A 19,088-nucleotide genomic window follows, 5' to 3' on the forward strand; every position below is an offset into this window, starting at 1 on the left:
CAACCCTGACCGCAACGGCAATTTCCCGCCGCCCCTGCGCTCGTCAACCAATTGGAATGCTTCACTCTTCCTTGGCGCCGCTGGTCTTGACGATCCGCGACCATTTGGTCTCGTCCTGATCGATGAAGACTGCATAATCTTCCGGCGTGCCCGGCGTCGGTTCCGTGCCATCCTGCTGCAGGCGTTTTCGGACCTCGTCGGAGGCCAGCGCCGCGCGAAGTTCCTTGTTGAGCCTGTCGATGATCGGCCGCGGCGTCCCGGCCGGCGCGATCAGGCCGTAGTACAGCGACGCATCGAACCCCTGTAGTCCAGATTCGGCAATGGTCGGCACATCCGGAAGCAGGCTCGTGCGCGTGAGGCTGGTCACTGCCAGCCCACGCAATTGTCCGCCAGCAATATTGGCATGTGTTGCGGGGATTGGCGCGAAGGCCATCGGAATATGCCCGCCGATAAGGTCGACCAGCGCCGGCCCGGTTCCCTTGTACGGCACATGCACCAAGGTGATACCTGCGGCATGTCCGAAATATTCGCCGGTAATATGGCTTGCGGTACCTGCCCCCGCTGAACCGAAATTGAGCTTGCCGGGATTCGCTTTGGCATAGGCTATAAGTTCGGCAACCGTCTTTGCCGGGAATGACGGGTGCACCACCAGAGAGTTCGGTGAATTGCCAATCATTCCGATCGGCGCGAAATCCTTGCGCGGATCGTAGCCGCCCTTGCCGTAGAGCGTAGGGCCGATCGCCAGCGTTCCGGTATAGCCGAGGCCGATGGTGTAACCGTCCGGCGCACTCTTGGCGACGGCGCGCGTCCCCACGGTGCCGCCAGCTCCCACCCGATTGTCAACAATGATCTTCTCGCCGAGCGTCTCGCTCATCTTGTCGGCGATGACGCGCCCGACGATCGACGTGCTGCCACCAGGCGCGAACGGGATAATCAATGTGACGGGGCGTGCCGGATAGGTCTGCGCTCGCGCAAGTCCTGTCGAACCGTGCCACGCACATACTGCCACCGCAGCGCATAGCCATCCCTTCCATGTCACCATGGCGTACATCCTCCCGGAAACGCATTCTTGTTGTGGCATCGTTGCCGAAACGACGCCGCTTCGCAACGGTGACGCTACTTCCAGGCGAAGACCGGCTGCTCCAGCTCGGCCACACGGGTGGTGCGCCCCGCAAGAACTTCGCTGAACTGATAGATCAGCGCTGCGGTCGGCGCGTGAATAAAGTGGCCGAAATGACTGTAGCGGATCAGGCGTCGGTCGCTCTCGGGAATGGCAACGAAATCGAACGCCTGCGGTCGCGCGAGCTGCGACAGCGCAATGCGATGAACCGAGGCGACCTCATCGGGGTTCGGCATCAATTGAACGCTGTCTTGCGCCCACATGACGACAGGCGTGATCAGATAGCCGGAGCGGGTCGGGTAATCGTCGAGGACACCGACGACATCGTCCCGCGTGAGCTGCAGACCGAGCTCTTCATGCAACTCGCGGATTGCCGCCTGCACGGGTGTCTCGCCGGGATCGCAGCGACCGCCAGGAAGTGCCCATTGATTACTGTGAGCGCGCAGACCGGACGCGCGTAACGTCAGCAACAGCGAGGTCTCCAATTCGGTCGCCGCTTCAACCATCACGAGGGCCACCGCCGCACGCTTCAGCCCCGAAGCGCACTGGCCCTCGTCGATCCGCGTGAATACGGCCAGGCGCGTCTCGATCATTGTTCGGGTGGCGGCATTGAACGGCAGGATCATCCGCAATTGATAGCACAATCGCGGATGATCCAACAAAGCCGTCCGAATTCAGCGCATCAGGCCAGTTCGGATGCCGCGCGCTGCATGTTGTCCGACATATCACTGGTCACAGTGCTCTGCTCTTCGACTGCCGCCGCCGTCGAGGTCACGAACTCGTTGACATGTTCGATGGCCTGCTTGATCGAGACCAGCGCGCCGACCACGTCACCGGAGATGCCGTTCAGGGCCTCGATCTCGCTGCTGATCTTGTCGGTCGCCTGTTTGGCCTGGTTGGCCAAATTCTTGACCTCCGCCGCCACCACCGCAAAGCCCCGCCCCGCCTCACCAGCGCGAGCCGATTCGATCGTCGCGTTGAGCGCGAGCAGGTTGATCTGGCCGGTAATGTCGCCGATGAGCCCAACGATGCCCCCCATCGCATGAGCCGCCGAGGTAAGCCGCTGCGCCTGGATGTCCGCCGTCTCCACCTGTTGCACCGCGGACTCCGCCGTCTGCCGGGACTTCACCATCGTCTCGGAGATTTCGCGGATCGATGCATTCATCTCTTCGCTGCCAGCTGCGACCGACTCGATCAAGGAACGAGCGCGCTCCGCTTTCAGGCGGGCCATGGCCTGCGCCGTAATATCGGCAGCGTATTTGACCACTTTGAACGGCTTGCCGTTGAGATCGAGAATCGGATTGTAGGATGCCTGGATCCAGATCTCCCGGCCCCTCTTTCCGATGCGCTTGTATTCCGCGGCCTGATAGGTCCCGCGATTGAGGCTCGCCCAGAATTCCACATAGGCCGCGCCAGATCGCTCCATCGGATCGACGAACATGCTGTGATGGCGGTCGCGGATTTCGTCGATTGTGTAACCGACCGCATCAAGGAAATTCTGGTTTGCCGTCAGGATGGTGCCATCCATGCGAAACTCGATGACCGCCTGAGACTTGCGAATAGCCGCCATCTGTCCGTTGCTATCAGCGGCAAGCAGCTTTTGTTGGGTCACGTCGGTCGCGAATTTCACAACCTTGAACGGCTTGCCAGCATCATTGAGAATGGGATTATAGGTCGCAAGAATCCAGATTTCCTTGCCACCCTTGCCGACGCGCTTGTATTCGGCCGCCTGATACTCACCCCGGCCGAGCCGCGCCCAGAAGTCCCGGTAGGCTGCGCCATCGCGTTCACCGGCTTCCACAAACATGCTGTGATGCCGCCCCTGTATTTCGTACAGTGCGTAACCAACCGTGTTCAGGAAATTCTCGTTGGCGACAATGATGGAGCCATCAAGATTGAATTCGATGACCGCCTGTGCGCGACTGATAGCGGCCACTTTTCCGGAGGCCTCAAGGCTTTCGAGTTTCTGCGCCGTGATATCCGTGGCGAATTTGATGACTTTGAACGGCTTGCCGCTCTTGTCCATGATCGGATTATAGGAGGCCTCGATCCAGATCTCTTTGCCACCTTTGGTGACCCGCTTGAACTGCCCTGCCTGAAATTCGCTCCTGTTAAGGTTACCCCAGAACTCCCGATAAGCGACACTCTCGCGCACGGCAGGCTCCACAAACATGCCGTGGTGCTTGCCCTTGATCTCATCGAGAGTATAGCCGAGTGCCTTGAGAAAATTTTCATTCGCCTTGATGATCGTGCCATCGAGATTGAACTCGATGATGGCCTGGGAGCGACTGATGGCGGTCGCTTGCGCCAATGCATTCTGCAAATCGGTCTTGCTCTGTCGGTTAAACATCTGTCGCTCCGTGGCCAAAACGGCCGTTGTCGTAAAATAGTCGACGAACGACGTCGCGCGGCACTGCGCGTCGTTTCCTCAAATCAAATGAACTGGAAGAATCGAGCAGCTGACCTAGTCGACCAGCTGCTGATTCTGTGATCCCGCACGGCCCCAATAGGCCGCGACCTTTTCAGTCAGCTGATTGTGATTGTCATGCAGCTTGGCATTGCTGCTCGCAGCAGGCTGATCGGCGGTACCAGCCGTCAAGCTGCGTGCAGCAATCTGCTGGAAATATTCGAGCACAGCGATACGCAGGTTGGACGACAAATTTGGTGTTTCGCGCTTGCGCTCGATCTTCTCGATATAGTGCTCGATAGTGGTATTCTCCATGCGAACGATCGCCTGCAGGCTGGCCCAGAAGCTGTCTTCCAGGCTGACGCTGGTGCGCTTCTTCGAGACGACAACCGAGCGCTTGCGGTTAACGTTGGGGCGGTTCATTGCGGCTTCGTATCCCATTTTATCAGTCCTCTTCTGTTAAAGATGGCATTGAAATTCACGCGTTACTGATTCAGTTCACCAACACTGCGCCGTCACAGCGAATGCCGGATACCCACACATCGGCCTGTCCAATTCCGACGCCGAGACTTGCCAGCGTTGCCGCCAGCAATTGATCGATTGAACTGGTTGCCCCGCTGATGATGCTGGTGACGAGTCCACCAAGACCCGGGATCACCAAACCCAGTCCAAGAACACTGATGTTGAGGTCGCCAAGCAGACTACCCGTCAGGGACGACGTGAAGTTTGTCGTGTTCACGGTCTTCTTCGTCTGTGACGTGATATCCGAATAGCTGAAATTAACGCTGACCGGCGTGGTGTTGCCCATACCCGCATGGGCCTTTGCCGTCACAATTGGAATGCCCAGGAGATTCACAAGCGGTGCCGGCCCTGGATTCGGCTTGGTCGTAACATTGTTGAGATCGGCTACAGTGACGTTACCTATCCATGCATCGACAATGCCCGGCGTGACGCCAAGCGTGACGCTCGATGTATTGACGTTGGGATAGCCGCAACTGACTTTGTTCAGCGTCGCAGTGCCCGACGCGACCTCCACATAAACTGGCAGATTGACCAGTGACGCCGAACCACTTCCAATCAACTGGATGGATAGCAGCACCCGTGTCTGAGCTGTATGGACGCTGACGCCCTGCGTACCCACGGCAATCCAGCCGGATCCTTGTGGCCGTGCGCCAATAGTCGCCGTAAGTGACGCGCTGGCAATACCCGGCAGACCTAAATTGACGGATGTGGCGATCTGGTTGGTGCCGTTAGCCATTCCAGCCGTTGCCTGTAGCAAATCGTAAAGCGAGATGCTCACACCGTCTTTCGGCTTGACGCCCACAATCAGGTTCGCGTAGGGACCCGCATCGATCAGCTTGCCAGGCGCAATCTTGGTCGTCACAGATGCCGAAGCCTGCGATATCGTCGAGAGTGCGGTGGTCGCGGTGCCGCTGCCATTGGTAGCCTGCTGCGCGCTCAGCGCTGCGGCAAGAACGTCCCCGATCTTGATGTTCGATTTCAGCAGCGTGTCATAAGTCACACCGGTCAGACCGACGCGCGTCGCCAGCGCCGAGAGGAAGGTGAAAGCATCGATGCGCGCGCCAAGAAGCGCATTGTAGTCCATGACTGACAGCGACAGGGTCGTGCCCAGCATCGATCCAAGAACGCTATTCAACAAGCCGCCATTTAACGACGCCAATCGCGAACCGATCGAGAACGACGCGATCGCCGTCGTTGTTGCGGTCGCCGTCGTCTTGATGGTGAAATTGTTGCTGCCGGTAAAGAAATGGCTGAAGTAAAGCGGCGTCGCCGTCTGAAGACTGACCCGCGCCGCATTGGCTGTTCCAGTCGCTGGGGTGACAAAGCGGCTTTGCGCAGCGACGGCCGAATTAGCCGTGTAAGTTCCAAGTTCGACACCAACCAGGGCACTGGCCGGATAGTTATTGCTGATGACCGCCGCCTTTGCTGCGTTTGTCGCATTGCTTAAGTTGCTGGCCGCAACGATCGCGGCGAGATCCGTGGCAGCCTGCGTCTTGCGACGATCGGCAGCAATGGTCCCGATATCGACACCCAGTGCAGCACAACAAACGGCCAGGATCATGCCGCCCGCAGACATGATGGCAATATTTCCGCGCTGGTCGGTGCGAAACCTCTTAAGAAGTGCGCGCATCGGCTCCATCGCTCAAAACCCTCCGTAGGGAATGGCGGCAGATCGGGAGACTTGCGATGGAGGCATCGGCACGAAAGGAAGCGAATAGATGAACATGGTCGACGCGTCGTAGTTGACCGTGACCACGAAGACGTTTGCGTTCGACGACGATGTCGCCGCATTGACGCTCAGCTTTGACGCATTGATCAGCGGATAAGTCGCGGCATTCGACGTGACATAGGTCGATGCGATCGAGCCACGTTCGGTCTCGGTCAGCCCGGCGACAGAGGAACGTGCTGCCTCGGCAGCAAGCTGCTGAACACCGTGAACGACTGCAAAATATGACCCGAAGACAACGATGCCGAAAACGATCGACAGAAAGACGGGAAGCAGCATCGCGAATTCGACTGCGGAGGCACCGCGTCGACACGACAGGAGTTTTCTCATGCTGGCATCGAATCTCAACATGCGCTGAGCTTCGCAAGACCGCGTGAAAACTACCTATACAACTTCTGCTACCACTTGGTGGGATCGATCATCGCCAATGCCTGCATTGTATTGGATGATGCCATTGGATTTGATGAGGAGATCACATTTTCTGATACGCGCGTCGATGAGAACTATATACCGAAGAATTTAACGTGCAGTTCCTCTATTAGAATGCTGTGTTTCTTGCGAATACCCTCGCGCGCGCATAGCACGAGTTTGGGTATCGCCAGCTTTGGAAGATAATACTCATTGGCCGCCAAGAGCGACGCCGGGATCAGAGCCGTTGGCAGCAGGGTTAAACCGATGCCTGCCTTCGCAGCCTCGATCCGTGCATGATAGTCCGGACTGGAAAATGCGATACGATAGATCATGCCCTTGCGCTCAAGCGCCTGAATCATGACGTTATGCACGATCTGCCCCGGCCAAGTCAGCAACGGAATGGGCGCGCCAGGACTTAACGTAAAATCCCTGGATCGGACCCAAGTCAATTCATCGTCGCGTTGCGCGACGATATCTATGGCTGTATCTCCGGGCATATCGGAGATACAGAGGAACACACCGACATCGATGTAGCCGTCGAGCATGCTTTTCGCGATCTCGGCCGAATTATCTGAATAGATGCAGACATTACTCATCGCCGCCTTGCTCATCCCTTCCATTGCGCGTTGCGAATAGAAGTTGGCCAGACCAAGCCGGATGGTTTGATCTTCGGGCGAAGCGCCACGCAGCAAGAGCAACTGGTCGTTCGCCTCCAGAATCTTCCTGGCCTGGATCAGAACGAGCTTTCCGAGCTCTGTCGTCGATGAGCCGTTAGCAGACTTCTGGAAGATACTGCCGCCGACCGCGTGCTCGATGCGCTTGATCTGCGAGCTGATGGCCGGCTGGCTCAGGCCGAGCAGCTTAGCGGCCTTGGTGATGCTGCCGGCTTCGGAGATACCGACAACCGATCGCATGATTTCGGTCGGAATGCTCGAATGCTGGTACCGCCGATGCATAATACGTTGTCCTTTGAGATCGACGTCTTCGCCACGCAACGGAATTGTCCGCTTTGAGACGTCACACCAAAGTCATCGGCCATCTACATCAATCTGGCCGAAATGTTTCTTAGGCTCGTCGAAATTGTAGGCGCCACGACATACACCTTCCTTCAAGTTGTATCGGTGTCTTTTTACACATGCCAAGTACTTTCACATGGAGGCGTGAGTGATTTCTGCCATTCGCAATCTCAAAGAGGGCTCGTGGGTAGAGCGCTACCGTGATTGCACGTACTTTTTCAAGCCGCGAGATGCAAAGCATCCAAGATAGCGCTTCACAGGCTGAACCCCAGCAAACGTGATTCGCAGAAAGAGCTGACGTACCTCACTGAGGTCGTTCAAGCCATTATCAACCTAAGGTGATAAATCGTTTTAGGGCCTGATGGAACGCGAGCGATATCCCGATGCCGGTGACGCCGCCTGCAAGTTTGACCAGCGCATCCCGCGCCTCGCCGTGCCGGTCCGGCGTCAGATGTTGCAGCACCTCGAGCCCGACTGCCGCCCCCCCAACGAGCGTCAGGACAAGCCAGAGATGGCGGGGATAAGCGAGACCGAACAAAAGGCCCACGAGTGCGAATGCGCCGAAGCGCTCAAGACTGACACCGCCAAAATGCGGTCGCAGCCCGATCGGCGACAGAGTCGCAAAAGCAATCAATGCAAGTGTAGTCCACGCAACAACAATGACGGTTTTCCGATACATCCAGCAGTCATATCCCATGCAAGCGCAGGAGCGGCAATTTCTCACCTCTGACGGTTAATCGAACACGCAGAGAACTACCACCGGCATTCCGACGCACTCCCTGGACAAAAAACCTCCCTCAACGGGAGCCGCGGAGTTGCCAGGTGTCGAAGCTGTCGGGTTTGATCTCGAACCGATCTTGCATCCGTGCATACATGTTTCCCGCGATGCGTGCGACCGGAAGATAGTGATCATAGTCCGTACGCAAGGTGACGGGGTCGACAACACCATCGCGAACCTGAATGCCCAGGACCTCTCCGACCAGTAAGTCGCGCTCTGCGCCAAAGTTCATCATTGTCACTTTTCGGCATTCCAGTGCCGCAGGCGCCTTCGCCAAATGCGGCACCGGCACATTGATGCCAGCCGTCATTGGAAGCTGCAGAGCATCCAGTTCGCCGGTGTCCGATGGAAAGCTGATCGAACAATCGACCATATCGTTGGCGAGGGCCTCATCCACCATATTGATAACAAACAACCCATTGGCGCGTACATTGCGGGTCGTGTCCTTGACCGACAGATCGGGCCTGGCCTGCAGGCCGACCACCACCAGCGGCGGTTTTTCGGAGAACACATTGAAGAACGAGAACGGCGCTGCATTGACGACGCCGGCATCTGAGATGGTGGTAATCAACGCAATCGGACGCGGCACCACCAGACCACACAACAACTTGTAACGCTCGGGACCACTGAGCTTCGCAAAGTCAAAATGAACCATCGCCAATCTTGCCTCATCCGTTGCCGCCTTGCCGCAACGAGGCAGGAGCTTATCCGATCTTGAACAGCCGGCTCGCATTGCCGAACAGGACTTTCCGACGATCAGTGTCCGATAGCTTGGCCTTGTTGACCAGCCCCACCGGATCGGGGTCCCCCATGTCGAACGGGTAGTCCGAGCCCATCATGACGCGATCGAGGCCCACCGTCTTGACAAGATTGTCGATCAGCTCCGCAGAGAACACGCAGGTGTCAAACCAGAGCCGCTTAAGATAGGTCGACGGTGCATCTGCCGTGAGCCGGCGTACTTCTGGACGCACCTTCCAGGCGTGATCCAGTCGGGCTGCGTAGAACGGGTAGAAGCCACCGCCGTGGGCGATAATCACGTCGAGATCCGGATGCCGGTCAAGAATGCCGCCCATGATGAAATGCGAGATCGCAATAGTCTCCTCGATAGGCTGACCGACGCTGTTGACCATGAAGAAATCGCCGAGCCGCTGGCCATGGGAGAAGCCGAGGGGATGCACGAACAGCGGTATGCGCAGTTTGGCAAGCCGCGCATAAAGTGGATCGAACAAGGCATGGGACAGTTCGAGGTTTTCGACGCGGGTGTCGATCTGGAAGCCGCGCAGGCCGAGTTGCTCGACTGCATGAACCGCCTCGTCCACCGCACGCCCGGGGAACCGCATCGGCAGCGTACCCATCCCGGCGAAATGTGCAGTATCCTGCGCCACGAGCGCGGCAATGTCTTCGTTCTGCACGCGCGACAGCGCACATTGCAAATCTTCGTCGGCCCAGTAGTTCTGTTGCGCCGGTGCCGGCGCGATCACCTGAAAGTCGACGCCCATCTTCGCCATCATCTCGCGGCGCTTCGCGATGTCGAGCATCAGGCCCGGGAGCAGCTTGCCTCGCTCTGCATCAGTTTCGCGGCTCGCCGGCGACATGTCGCGCCGATAAGGATTGTCCATCGGATCGTAATGTCCGGCCACCAGCGGCTCGACGCGCTTGCTGAGGGCATGGGTGTGCATATCGACGATGCGCATTCGGAATCTCTTTTCCTAGTTCAGTTCGGCGGCATCGGGGACGCGATGATGCCAGTCGGTCACACCTTGATAAGCATGAGCCGCGCGCAGGATATCGGCTTCGGCATAGGGACGGCCGACCAGTTGGAAGGCGACCGGAAGGCCAGCATTGTCGAAGCCGCAGGGAACCGAGGCCCCGGGGAGACCGAGATAGTTGATACCGCGACTGCAGTGGGCAAGTTGACCGATGATACGGGCGACCGCCTCGGGGCCGCCTTCAGTTGTCGCCTCGATCGTCGGCACCGGAACTGCGATCGCCGGCAGCAATGCCAGGTCGGCCGCTCCCATGCAGCAGGCAATCCATTGCTGCGTGATCTGCGTGCGCAGCGCGAGCGCCTCGACGTAACGTGTCGCGGGAAAGAACAGGCCGGGCTCGATCCGAGCGCGGATCTGGCCGGCATAATCCTGCGGCCGTTCGATCAGCCAGCGGCGGTGAATCGTCGCCGCCTCGACGGTCATGACGAGGAGCATCAATGCATTGACAACGGCCATATCCGGCGGTGCGGTCTCGATGATGCTGGCGCCGAGACCGCGCAACTCCGCCACCGCCTGTTCCAGCCGCACGACGATGATGGGATGCAGCAAATCGCGATAGTAGCCGCCGGGAACGGCGATGGTCATGCCGCCGATACTGGCACCGATTGCTGCCTCGTAATCGCGGTCGGCAATCACCGACAGCAACCGCGCCGCGTCGCGCGCGGTGCGCGTCAGCGGGCCGGCGCAATCCAGCGAGGCCGACAGCGGCATCACGCCGTCGGTCGGCACCAGGCCCCAGGTTGGTTTCAAACCAACCAGCCCGCACATCGCACCGGGATGGCGCAGCGAGCCGCCGGTATCGGTACCGAGCGAGCCGGTCACGAGGCGCGCGGCAACGGCAACACCGGAGCCCGACGAGGACCCGCCGGGCACATAGGCTGGGTTCCACGGATTGAGCGCATGGCCGTAATGTTCGTTGTAGCCGGTCGGGCTCAAGGCAAATTCAGCAAGTTGCAGCCGGCCGAGATCGAGCGCACCGGCAGCGTCGAGCCGATTGATGACTGTCGCAGTGACATCGGGACGAAAGTCGGCGCGAATTTTCGATCCGCCGCTGGAGAGATCGCCGGCGCGATAGAACAGATCTTTGTGCGCCAGCGGCACGCCATGCAGCGGCGGCAGGAGCGCGCCGCTCGCGCGCAACTTGTCGGCCGCTTCGGCCGCTCGCAGCGCGCGGGGCCCATCGAGCCGCACCACGGCATTAAGCTTGCGGCCAATAAGATCGAGACGCTCCAGCGCGACCGCCGTCGCTTTCACCGACGAGATCTCCCCGTGGGCGATGGCGTCCGACAGTTCGCAGAGATCGAGGGCGGCGATGGCGTTTTGCATCAGCGCTTGTCCACGGCAGCAAGCGAGGCCCGATAGGCGTAAGGCGAGGAATCGAACGGCATCACGCGGATGGCTTCCGCAGCGATGCGGGCATTGATATCCGCAACCATTCCCGCCATCCGCGGCGTACGCTCGGCGGCCCCAGGCGTATTGTTCAACTCCGCAGCAATTTGGCGCAGCAAATTTTCGCTCATATCGTCCTCAATGCACGCCGAGGCGCTGGAATAGCACATCAGTCTGCTCATTCATTTCCTGCGACGTGCCGTGATGCACGATCTGCCCGGTCTCCATAATGTAGACGCGATCGGCGACGGCCAGCGCGCTATAGAGATTCTGCTCGACCAGCAGGACCGACAGCCCTTCCTTCCTGAGATCGAGAATGATGCTTTCGAGATGCTGCACCATCACCGGCGCGAGGCCTTCCGACGGCTCGTCCATCAGAATCAATTCGGGATCGATCATCAGCGCACGGCCGACCGCCAGCATGCCACGCTCACCGCCCGACAACTGGCCGCCGCGGTGATAGCGACGCTCGGCAAGCCGCGGGAAAATGCCGAATATGCGATCGAGCGTCCAGCCATCCTTGGCGCGCGCGCTCTTCAGCATGGTCAGATGCTCCGTCACCGTCAGCGAGGGAAACAGCCGGCGGCCCTGTGGCACAATCGCAATCTTGCGATTGGCGATATCATGGGGACGCAGACCAATAAGACTATCGCTGCGCCAGGTAATCGTGCCCGAGCGCACCTGCGGCGGTGTCAGACCCATGATCGAACGAATGAACGTCGTCTTGCCCATGCCATTGCGGCCGAGCAGCGCCACGATCTCGCCAGGACGCACCTCAAGCGAGGCGCCGCGCACCACGATCGCGTCGCCGTAACCGCTGTGCAGATCCTTGACCTCAAGCATGGCGCGGCTTCCCGAGATAGACTTCCTGGACCTTGGCGTTGCGGCGAATGCCTTCCGGCGGCTCCTCCACCAGCACACGGCCCTCAAACATGCAGGTGACGTAGTCAACCAGACCGAGCGCCAGATCCATGTCGTGTTCGATCAGGATCACGGTAATTGCCGGATCGAGCGAGCGGATCACCTCGGCAATCATCGAGCGCTCCGACGGCGACAGGCCGGCCGCGGGCTCATCCAGTAGCAGCATGGTCGGCGTCGTCACCAGCGCAATCGCAATTTCAAGCTGCCGCTGCTCGCCATAGGACATTTCCTTGACGATGGTGTCGGCGCGCTCGGCGATCCGCGCAGCCTTTAGCGCATCCACGATACGCGCGGCCTCACCCTCGTCCGCATCTGGCGAGCCGAACAGCGAAAACTTCTTCGGCTTCAATCCACGCAGCGCCAGCATCATGTTGTCTTGCACGCTCAGCGTGGGGAACAGGTTGGTGATCTGGAAGGTGCGCGAGATGCCGAGCTGCGCACGCCGGTGTGACGGCAGTCTGGACACGTCATGTCCATTGAACCTGATCTTGCCGGAGGTCGGCGGATGCGCGCCGGCGATGGCATTGAACAACGTGGTCTTGCCGGCGCCATTGGGGCCGATGATGGCGCGGCGTTGGCCCCGCGGCACAATCAGGCTGACGCCATCGACCGCCCGCAAGGCATCGAAGGCCACTACCACATCTGTCAGCGTCAGGATCGGTTCGGACACGAATAATTCCCAGTGAACGAGACGCGGCGACACGGCCGCGCCTCGATGTCAGCAATATTGAATCAGGTCTTCTTGATGCCCTGGAAGGTCCGCGAGTAAGGCGGCTGCTTCAGATAGGTCGCCGGATCGTACTTCCAGAATTGCGAGACATTCGGATAGGTCTCGATCGGCACGTTCCAGTATTTGCCATCGGCGCGCTTGACGACCTTGCGAATGTAGACGTCGTAGATCGGGTTGCCGTAGTCGTCGAACTTAACGATCTTGCCGAGTGGCGAATTGTCGAGCTCGGTCTTCAGTACCGTATCGATAAAGGTTTCGCGGTCCTCGACCTTGCCGCCCATCTTCTTCAGCGCGGCATCGATCCACATCATGCCGGAATACATCGAGAAACCGTAGAGCGACGGGATCTTGCCGTACTTCGCCTCATAATCCTTCTCGAACTTCGCCGTGGTCGGGACGTCCGAACCTTCGGCGAAATGCGCCGCTGCGATGATGCCTTCGCATTCGGGGCCCATGGTGCGGATCACCGACTGGTCAGTGCCGTTCATCGCCATCAACAGCGGCGTCTTTTCCTTCAGGCCGAAGGACGCGTATTGCTGGATCAAACGCGTCGAATCAGCACCGGTTTCCATCGCGAAGATGGCATCGACCTTGAGATCGGCGAGCTGACCGAGATAGGGGCTGAAGTCGGCGGTGTTCAGCGGATGCCAGAACTGCTGCACGATCTGCCCGCCCCCTTCGGTGAACACCTGGGCGAGACCGCCGCACTGTTCGTGGCCGAAGGTGTAATCCTGGCTGATGGTGGCGATCTTCTTGTAACCCTGCTTCAGGGCCCAATCACCGAACGGATGGGTGAAGGCGCTGGCTGAATAGCCGGCGACGCGGATTACGTTCTTGATGCGGGCGCGCTGGGTGAGATCGTCAGCCGCGATAATCGGAATGAAGTAGGGCGTTCCGGTGCCCTTGACGTAGTTGGCGACAGCAAGGCCGGTATTGGCGAGCAGGTTGCCGATCAGCATGTGGCAATTGCCCTGCTCGACCAGACGGCGCGCTTTCTGCAAAGCGGTGTCGGGATTCGACGCATCGTCCTCGATCACCAGCTCGACCTTGCGACCGCCCATCTCGTTCTTCACCTGATCGAGATAGAACTGCACGCCCTCGACCATTTCCTTGCCGCCCGAAGCGACAACGCCGGTCAGCGGCGCCAACAGACCGATCTTGATCGGGCTTGCCTGAGCCTGAGCCGAGCGCCACGGAGCGGCGCCAACGCCCGCGGCAGCGACTGCTGCCGTCGTGTTCTTGAGAAATTGCCTGCGATCCATCTCAAAGTCCTTTCGTGAGCAACCCGATTGAAACGTGAAACCGACTTATCGCACCTTGCGCGAGGTGATCGCGCGCAGCTTGCCTATGATGCCCTCGGGGGCGAAGATCATGATCAGAACGAATGTGATGCCAAGCACCATCAGCCAACGCTCCGTGTAGGAGCTGACGATGTTCTCCAGCACGATGATCGCCGCTGCCCCGACAAAGGCGCCGAACAGCGTGCCGACACCGCCGGCGATCATCATCAACACACCTTCCACCGATTGCGCGAGCGCGACGGTCGAAGGGCTGACGAAATTGTTGAACATCGCGTAGAGGCCCCCGGCGATACCGGCGAAGATGCCTGACACCGTGAAACCGATGAACAGATGCAGCGGCACATTGTAGCCGAGGCTACGCATGCGGCTTTCGCTGTCTCGGATGCCGCGCAGCGTCAGGCCGAAGGGCGAACGCACGAACCGCCACATGGCAAAGGACACGACAACTGCGCCGGCCAGCACCGCCCAATAGAACGCGCTGTGGCTCATCAGGGCTGCCGGCCGCACATCGGCGCGCATGCCGTTTTCGCCCCCGGTGACCTGCGTCCAGCGCAAGCAGACGCCCCACACGATCATGCCGAGCGCCAGCGTCAGCAGCGGGAAGTAGACGCCGGAGGTGCGAACTGCGAGCAGCGCAAATACCGAGGCCACCGCGGTGGCCGCCAGCACACCAAGCGCGAAGCCCGCCCAGGGCGACAGACCGGCCTGGCCGGTCGCATAAACGACGACATAGGTCGAGACACCGAAGATGGCACCATGCCCGAGGGAAGTCCGGCCGGCAAAACCGGCGAGAATGTCGATCGACATGGCAAGGACTCCGAAGATCAACACTTCGGTGGCGAGGCCGACCTGATAGCTCGACAGCACCATCGGCAGGCAGGCAGCGACGATCACCACCAGCGCGGCGATGACGAGCGCACGGCTGGTCATGCCGGCGAGAACTGACGTTTTGGATACGGGCTGCGTCATGTGGCACGTCCGAACAGGCCGAGCGGACGGAATGCGAGCAACACCGCCATCGGGCCGAAGATCACGAAATAAGCGAGTTCGGGGAACATCACCTGGCCGAGCGTATTCAGAAGCCCGACCAGCAGGCTACCGACACCGACGCCGACGAGACTGCCACGCCCGCCAATGATGACGACGGCGAGACTGAAGGTGAGGATTTCCGCGTCCGCCGACGGATAGAGCGACAGGAACGCACCTCCCATCAGGCCGCCAAGGCCGGCCAGTGCCGAGCCGAACAGGAAGGTGAAGAGGAAGACGCGGCGGATATTGACGCCGGACGCTTCGACCATCTCGGCATCGTCCACGCCAGCGCGGATCAGCGCGCCGAGCCTTGTATGATTGAGCAGCACCCACAGGCCGATGAAGACGAAGATGCCCATCCCCAGCACAAACAACCGGTAGATCGGATAAAAGGTGCCGAACACCCGCGTGCCGCCGCGCAACATCTCCGGGATCGGCACCGTGAAGCTGTCGCCGCCCCAGATCACCAGCGCGAGATCGTTGAGGAAAAAGGCGACGCCGAGCGTCAGCAGCACCTGCCGCAGCTCGTTGCCGCGCACGAAGCGCAGCAATCCCTGATCGAGCACGAAGCCGATGGCCGCGATCGCCGCCATGGCGCCGATACCGCCGAGCACAAAGCTGCCGGTCTTCACCGCAACGCTATAGCCGATATAGCCGCCGAACAGATACAGCGCGCCATGCGCGAGATTGACGATGCGCAGCAGGCCGAAGATCAGCGTGAAGCCGCTTGCCACGACGAACAGCAACGCGGCGAAAGTCAGGCCGTTGAGGAGTTGAAAGAGACTCATGCCCTGCTGCTTGCCTGATCTATGCTTCTGGCGCTTTCGGTCCGACCGAAAGATACCAATCGAGAATCTGTTCGCCGGTCATGAAAGCCACGTCGGATTTCTTCTGGATGGTCTCGAAGATTCGGCGGAAATGCTTGAGGCGATGCGGCGCGCCCATGATGTAGGGATGCACAACCAATGCCATGACACGGGCCGAATTCTCGGAATCCTCGTAAATCTGCTCGAACTGGTCGACGGCCCGGTCGCAATATTCCGACGCCTTGTGATGCTGGATCAGCATCATCGCGACGTCATTGCATTCCTGCGTATAGGGCACGTTGACGATCGGCATCGTCGTGGTCTTGAGCCACACCGGCTGATCGTCGAGCACCCAGTCGGCGACGTAGTCATAGCCTTCCTGTTTCAGCAGATCCGGCGTTTCCCAGGTCTCGGTCAGACCGGGCCCGAGCCAGCCGCGCGGCCGCTTGCCGGTGGCCTTCTCGATCACGTCGGCAGTCTTGCGGATATCCTCGCGTTCGTTCTCAACCTTCTGCATATTGCGCTGGGTGAAACCATGACCCATGAATTCCCAGTTGCGCGCCTTGGCTGCCTCGACGATGGGCGGGTAAGCAGCGATCGCCGAACCATTGATCGCCAGCGCGGCGGGGAGCTTGTAGTCGTCGAACACTTTCAGCATGCGCCAGAAGCCGACGCGATTGCCGTATTCGTGCCAGGCCCAGTTCGGAACGTCTGGCGACGGCGAGCCGCCGGCCGGCGGTGTCAGCACCGTACGCGGCATCGGCTGCTTGGCGTCCCATTCCTCGACATTGACGATGATCCACACTGCCATGCGCTTGCCATTCGGCAGCTTCAGCGGTGGACGAGCGTCAATCGGCGAGTAGGAAATGCGTTCGGTCGGCAACATGATCAGATCTCCGGCTCAACGATGGTAATGCCGAGCGACGGCAGGCCTTCGATCCGCGCGTCGATAACGTCGCCCGGAACGACGGGACCCACGCCGGCAGGCGTGCCCGTATAGATGAGATCGCCCGGCTCGAGCTTCATCTGCTTCGACAGCTGCGCCACGATCTCCGGCACGCTCCAGATCATCTGGCCGATATCGCCGCGCTGCTTCTCGACGCCGTTCACCGACAGCGTGATCGCGCAATTGTTGAAATGCCGGGCATCACGTGCCGGCGCAATTTCGCCGCAAGGCGCGGACGCGTCGAAGCTTTTGCCCATTTCCCAAGGCAGTCGCATATCGCGGGCATCGCGCTGGCGGTCGCGACGGGTGAGATCGATGCCAACGGCATAACCCCAGATGTGATCGAGCGCATCCTCCACCGCGATATCGCGGCCGCCGCGTCCGATGGCCAGCACCAGCTCAACCTCGAACTGGAAGTCCTCGGTGAAAGCCGGATAAGGCACGCGCGCGCCGTCCGGCACCACGCTGTCGCGCGGCTTCTGGAAGAAGAACGGCGGATCGCGCTCGTCGGCTTCCTTCATCTCGCGGATGTGGTCGAGATAGTTGCGCCCCACGCAATAAACGCGGCGTACAGGGAAAAAACCGCCCCCCACGACCGGCACGCCGGTGACGGGAATTGCTGGCAGCATCTGCTGGGACGTCACACTCACTTCGCCACCTGGGTATTGTGCCAATCGAGGATCTGGGCGCCATTCCAATGCACCACGCCTTCGAACTGGTTCACATAGTCATAGATCGCTTCGAGATATTTGATGCGGAACGGCTGACCCGAAATATACGGATGGATCGCGATCGACATGATCTTCGGCCGCTCGGCGCTTTCAGCATAGAGGCGATCAAACTGATCCTTGGCACGGTTCAGGAGCTGCGTGCTCTCATGATGTTGCACCATCATCATCGGGATGTCGTTCATCTCCACCGTGTAAGGCAGCGTTGTGAGCGGCCCCTTCTCGGTACGGATCACCGTCGGTTCGTCGTCATAGACCCAGTCACCGATATATTTCACGCCGGCTTCAGCGAGGAATTCCGGGGTCTCCAGCGTCTGCGTAAGACCCGGCCCGAGCCAGCCCACCGGGCGCTTGCCGGTGAAGTTCTCGATCACATCCATCGAGCGGTTGATCATCGCTTTCTGGTCGGCCTCCTTGTGGATGGGCCCCTGCTCATAGGCATGGCCCATGAACTCCCAGCCGGCGTCCTTCGCCTGCTGAGCCACGCGTGGATAATCCTCGCAGACGCGCGCATTGATCGACAGCGTCGGCTTGATGCCGAGCTTCTTGTAGAGATCGAAGAAACGCCAGACACCGACACGCATGCCGTATTCGTGCCAGCCCCAATTGGCGACATCGGGCAGCAGCGGAATGCCGGTCGGCGCCGGCAGCACCTGACGCGCCATCGGCTTGGCAATATCCCAGACCTCGAGATTGACGATGGTCCAGACGATCATGCGGGCATTGCCCGGCAGCTTCAGTTTGGGACGATCGACGATGGCGGAATAATCGCAACGCTCGCGCGGCTGCATGGGACCGGTCATGGCTGGATGCCCTTCGAAAGTGGGGGATTGTAGGAGATCATGCGGCGCGTCCTGCGCCCTTGAGGCCATCGAGCTGCATCACCGCATCGGTATCCATCACGAAACCGAAGGCGGTGCGGATGCAGGCGAGGCCTGCGGCATGCAACTCTGGCCCGTCCATGCTGTCGACGCAGTCCTCGGCGACGATCACCGAATAATCCCGCACATTGGCAGCCGTCGTCGTCGCCAATACGCAGGAGTTAGTGTTCACGCCGGTGATGAGCAGTGTATTGACGCCGTGCGAACGCAACACGAAATCGAGATCGGTGCCCAAGAAGCAATCGTAGCGCTTCTTGGTGTTGACGATGAAGTCGCTGGGGTCCAGCAGCTCCGGCATCACGGTGCAGCCGGGGCCGCCCATGATATTGTGCCGCATCACATTCTTGCGCGTTGCTTTTGGATCCTCGGCGCGGGTCCGCCAGAACGGGTTGGCGCGGATTTCGGCCTCGTCGCGATAGGACGTGACCTGGTGGATCACGGGAATGCCGACACTACGGCACCAGTCGAACAGCCGCTTATTGGCAGCGATCACCGTCTTCGCGACATCCGGCGTGGTCGGCATGGTCGCCACCGACATGTCCAGATGGCCGCGATGCAGGTCGATCGCGACAACGGCAGCCTTGATCTGATCGACACCAAAATTCATG

Annotated in this window: 21 protein-coding genes; all 21 read right to left on the bottom strand. The window is 59.9% G+C overall.

The genetic code is table 11. The features are described 5' to 3' along the window. Window positions 1–61 precede the first annotated feature (61 nt). Entirely contained in the window at window positions 62–1,042 is a 981-nt protein-coding gene (locus A4A58_RS02270; protein WP_158005635.1) for a Bug family tripartite tricarboxylate transporter substrate binding protein, read from the bottom strand. Window positions 1,043–1,116: 74 nt separating this feature from the next. Beyond that, the gene (locus A4A58_RS02275) at window positions 1,117–1,746 is read right to left on the bottom strand and encodes an NUDIX hydrolase (protein ID WP_068729412.1); all 630 of its coding nucleotides are present in this window, start codon (window positions 1,744–1,746) and stop codon (window positions 1,117–1,119) included. A gap of 56 nt (window positions 1,747–1,802) precedes the next feature. Beyond that, window positions 1,803–3,470, bottom strand: a complete 1,668-nt coding sequence (locus tag A4A58_RS02280; RefSeq protein ID WP_068729414.1) for a methyl-accepting chemotaxis protein — start codon at window positions 3,468–3,470, stop codon at window positions 1,803–1,805. 114 nt (window positions 3,471–3,584) lie between these two features. After that, window positions 3,585–3,968: a ribbon-helix-helix domain-containing protein gene (locus A4A58_RS02285; protein ID WP_068729416.1), complete on the bottom strand. Its 384-nt coding sequence runs from the start codon at window positions 3,966–3,968 to the stop codon at window positions 3,585–3,587. A 52-nt stretch (window positions 3,969–4,020) separates the two neighbouring features. Further along, window positions 4,021–5,679: a pilus assembly protein TadG-related protein gene (locus A4A58_RS02290; protein WP_086936967.1), complete on the bottom strand. Its 1,659-nt coding sequence runs from the start codon at window positions 5,677–5,679 to the stop codon at window positions 4,021–4,023. 12 nt (window positions 5,680–5,691) lie between these two features. Further along, entirely contained in the window at window positions 5,692–6,126 is a 435-nt protein-coding gene (locus A4A58_RS02295) for a TadE/TadG family type IV pilus assembly protein (RefSeq protein WP_086936941.1), read from the bottom strand. 152 nt (window positions 6,127–6,278) lie between these two features. Further along, entirely contained in the window at window positions 6,279–7,181 is a 903-nt protein-coding gene (locus A4A58_RS02300; RefSeq protein WP_068729422.1) for a LysR family transcriptional regulator, read from the bottom strand. A gap of 349 nt (window positions 7,182–7,530) precedes the next feature. Then, window positions 7,531–7,881 (bottom strand): VanZ family protein, encoded by a 351-nt coding sequence (locus tag A4A58_RS02305; protein WP_068730390.1) that lies wholly within the window; start codon window positions 7,879–7,881, stop codon window positions 7,531–7,533. A 118-nt stretch (window positions 7,882–7,999) separates the two neighbouring features. Then, a complete protein-coding gene (locus A4A58_RS02310) occupies window positions 8,000–8,635 on the bottom strand; it encodes a flavin reductase family protein (RefSeq protein ID WP_068729424.1) in 636 nt (211 codons plus the stop codon). A 49-nt stretch (window positions 8,636–8,684) separates the two neighbouring features. After that, the gene (locus A4A58_RS02315) at window positions 8,685–9,674 is read right to left on the bottom strand and encodes an amidohydrolase family protein (RefSeq protein ID WP_068729426.1); all 990 of its coding nucleotides are present in this window, start codon (window positions 9,672–9,674) and stop codon (window positions 8,685–8,687) included. A gap of 15 nt (window positions 9,675–9,689) precedes the next feature. Further along, the gene (locus A4A58_RS02320; protein ID WP_068729428.1) at window positions 9,690–11,075 is read right to left on the bottom strand and encodes an amidase; all 1,386 of its coding nucleotides are present in this window, start codon (window positions 11,073–11,075) and stop codon (window positions 9,690–9,692) included. Next, the gene (locus A4A58_RS02325) at window positions 11,075–11,269 is read right to left on the bottom strand and encodes a hypothetical protein (protein WP_068729430.1); all 195 of its coding nucleotides are present in this window, start codon (window positions 11,267–11,269) and stop codon (window positions 11,075–11,077) included. The genes A4A58_RS02320 and A4A58_RS02325 overlap by 1 nt, the downstream gene beginning before the upstream one ends. Before the next feature lie 7 nt (window positions 11,270–11,276). Beyond that, on the bottom strand, window positions 11,277–11,981 hold the full coding sequence (locus A4A58_RS02330; RefSeq protein ID WP_068729432.1) for an ABC transporter ATP-binding protein: 705 nt from the start codon (window positions 11,979–11,981) through the stop codon (window positions 11,277–11,279). Continuing rightward, on the bottom strand, window positions 11,974–12,729 hold the full coding sequence (locus A4A58_RS02335; RefSeq protein ID WP_158005636.1) for an ABC transporter ATP-binding protein: 756 nt from the start codon (window positions 12,727–12,729) through the stop codon (window positions 11,974–11,976). Before A4A58_RS02335 ends, A4A58_RS02330 begins: the two co-directional genes overlap by 8 nt. A 62-nt stretch (window positions 12,730–12,791) precedes the next feature. Continuing rightward, a complete protein-coding gene (locus A4A58_RS02340; RefSeq protein ID WP_068729436.1) occupies window positions 12,792–14,051 on the bottom strand; it encodes an ABC transporter substrate-binding protein in 1,260 nt (419 codons plus the stop codon). 45 nt (window positions 14,052–14,096) lie between these two features. After that, window positions 14,097–15,059 carry a branched-chain amino acid ABC transporter permease gene (locus tag A4A58_RS02345; protein WP_068729438.1) on the bottom strand — a complete coding sequence of 321 codons (963 nt, stop codon included), beginning with the start codon at window positions 15,057–15,059 and terminating at the stop codon, window positions 14,097–14,099. Next, window positions 15,056–15,907: a branched-chain amino acid ABC transporter permease gene (locus A4A58_RS02350; RefSeq protein WP_068729440.1), complete on the bottom strand. Its 852-nt coding sequence runs from the start codon at window positions 15,905–15,907 to the stop codon at window positions 15,056–15,058. The genes A4A58_RS02345 and A4A58_RS02350 overlap by 4 nt, the downstream gene beginning before the upstream one ends. A 19-nt stretch (window positions 15,908–15,926) precedes the next feature. Next, complete coding sequence (locus tag A4A58_RS02355; protein WP_068729442.1) at window positions 15,927–16,811, bottom strand: polysaccharide deacetylase family protein; 885 nt, start codon at window positions 16,809–16,811, stop codon at window positions 15,927–15,929. 2 nt (window positions 16,812–16,813) lie between these two features. Next, entirely contained in the window at window positions 16,814–17,521 is a 708-nt protein-coding gene (locus tag A4A58_RS02360; RefSeq protein WP_349509565.1) for a fumarylacetoacetate hydrolase family protein, read from the bottom strand. Beyond that, the gene (locus A4A58_RS02365) at window positions 17,518–18,402 is read right to left on the bottom strand and encodes a polysaccharide deacetylase family protein (protein ID WP_244499631.1); all 885 of its coding nucleotides are present in this window, start codon (window positions 18,400–18,402) and stop codon (window positions 17,518–17,520) included. The genes A4A58_RS02360 and A4A58_RS02365 overlap by 4 nt, the downstream gene beginning before the upstream one ends. A gap of 37 nt (window positions 18,403–18,439) precedes the next feature. Continuing rightward, window positions 18,440–19,087 carry a cysteine hydrolase family protein gene (locus A4A58_RS02370; protein ID WP_068729446.1) on the bottom strand — a complete coding sequence of 216 codons (648 nt, stop codon included), beginning with the start codon at window positions 19,085–19,087 and terminating at the stop codon, window positions 18,440–18,442. Between the last annotated feature and the right edge of the window lies 1 nt (window position 19,088).

Source organism: Tardiphaga robiniae (assembly GCF_001618955.1).
Taxonomy (GTDB): Bacteria; Pseudomonadota; Alphaproteobacteria; order Rhizobiales; family Xanthobacteraceae; genus Tardiphaga; species Tardiphaga robiniae_A.

Coding starts and splice junctions, on each gene's coding strand:
- A4A58_RS02295 (WP_086936941.1), bottom strand. CDS start 6,126: ATGTTGAGATTCGATGCCAGCATGAGAAAACTCCTGTCGTGTCGACGC.
- A4A58_RS02320 (WP_068729428.1), bottom strand. CDS start 11,075: ATGCAAAACGCCATCGCCGCCCTCGATCTCTGCGAACTGTCGGACGCC.
- A4A58_RS02330 (WP_068729432.1), bottom strand. CDS start 11,981: ATGCTTGAGGTCAAGGATCTGCACAGCGGTTACGGCGACGCGATCGTG.
- A4A58_RS02350 (WP_068729440.1), bottom strand. CDS start 15,907: ATGAGTCTCTTTCAACTCCTCAACGGCCTGACTTTCGCCGCGTTGCTG.
- A4A58_RS02365 (WP_244499631.1), bottom strand. CDS start 18,402: ATGACCGGTCCCATGCAGCCGCGCGAGCGTTGCGATTATTCCGCCATC.
- A4A58_RS02310 (WP_068729424.1), bottom strand. CDS start 8,635: ATGGTTCATTTTGACTTTGCGAAGCTCAGTGGTCCCGAGCGTTACAAG.
- A4A58_RS02290 (WP_086936967.1), bottom strand. CDS start 5,679: ATGCGCGCACTTCTTAAGAGGTTTCGCACCGACCAGCGCGGAAATATT.
- A4A58_RS02355 (WP_068729442.1), bottom strand. CDS start 16,811: ATGTTGCCGACCGAACGCATTTCCTACTCGCCGATTGACGCTCGTCCA.
- A4A58_RS02340 (WP_068729436.1), bottom strand. CDS start 14,051: ATGGATCGCAGGCAATTTCTCAAGAACACGACGGCAGCAGTCGCTGCC.
- A4A58_RS02280 (WP_068729414.1), bottom strand. CDS start 3,470: ATGTTTAACCGACAGAGCAAGACCGATTTGCAGAATGCATTGGCGCAA.
- A4A58_RS02270 (WP_158005635.1), bottom strand. CDS start 1,042: ATGGTGACATGGAAGGGATGGCTATGCGCTGCGGTGGCAGTATGTGCG.
- A4A58_RS02285 (WP_068729416.1), bottom strand. CDS start 3,968: ATGGGATACGAAGCCGCAATGAACCGCCCCAACGTTAACCGCAAGCGC.
- A4A58_RS02370 (WP_068729446.1), bottom strand. CDS start 19,087: ATGAATTTTGGTGTCGATCAGATCAAGGCTGCCGTTGTCGCGATCGAC.
- A4A58_RS02275 (WP_068729412.1), bottom strand. CDS start 1,746: ATGATCCTGCCGTTCAATGCCGCCACCCGAACAATGATCGAGACGCGC.
- A4A58_RS02325 (WP_068729430.1), bottom strand. CDS start 11,269: ATGAGCGAAAATTTGCTGCGCCAAATTGCTGCGGAGTTGAACAATACG.
- A4A58_RS02305 (WP_068730390.1), bottom strand. CDS start 7,881: ATGTATCGGAAAACCGTCATTGTTGTTGCGTGGACTACACTTGCATTG.
- A4A58_RS02315 (WP_068729426.1), bottom strand. CDS start 9,674: ATGCGCATCGTCGATATGCACACCCATGCCCTCAGCAAGCGCGTCGAG.
- A4A58_RS02345 (WP_068729438.1), bottom strand. CDS start 15,059: ATGACGCAGCCCGTATCCAAAACGTCAGTTCTCGCCGGCATGACCAGC.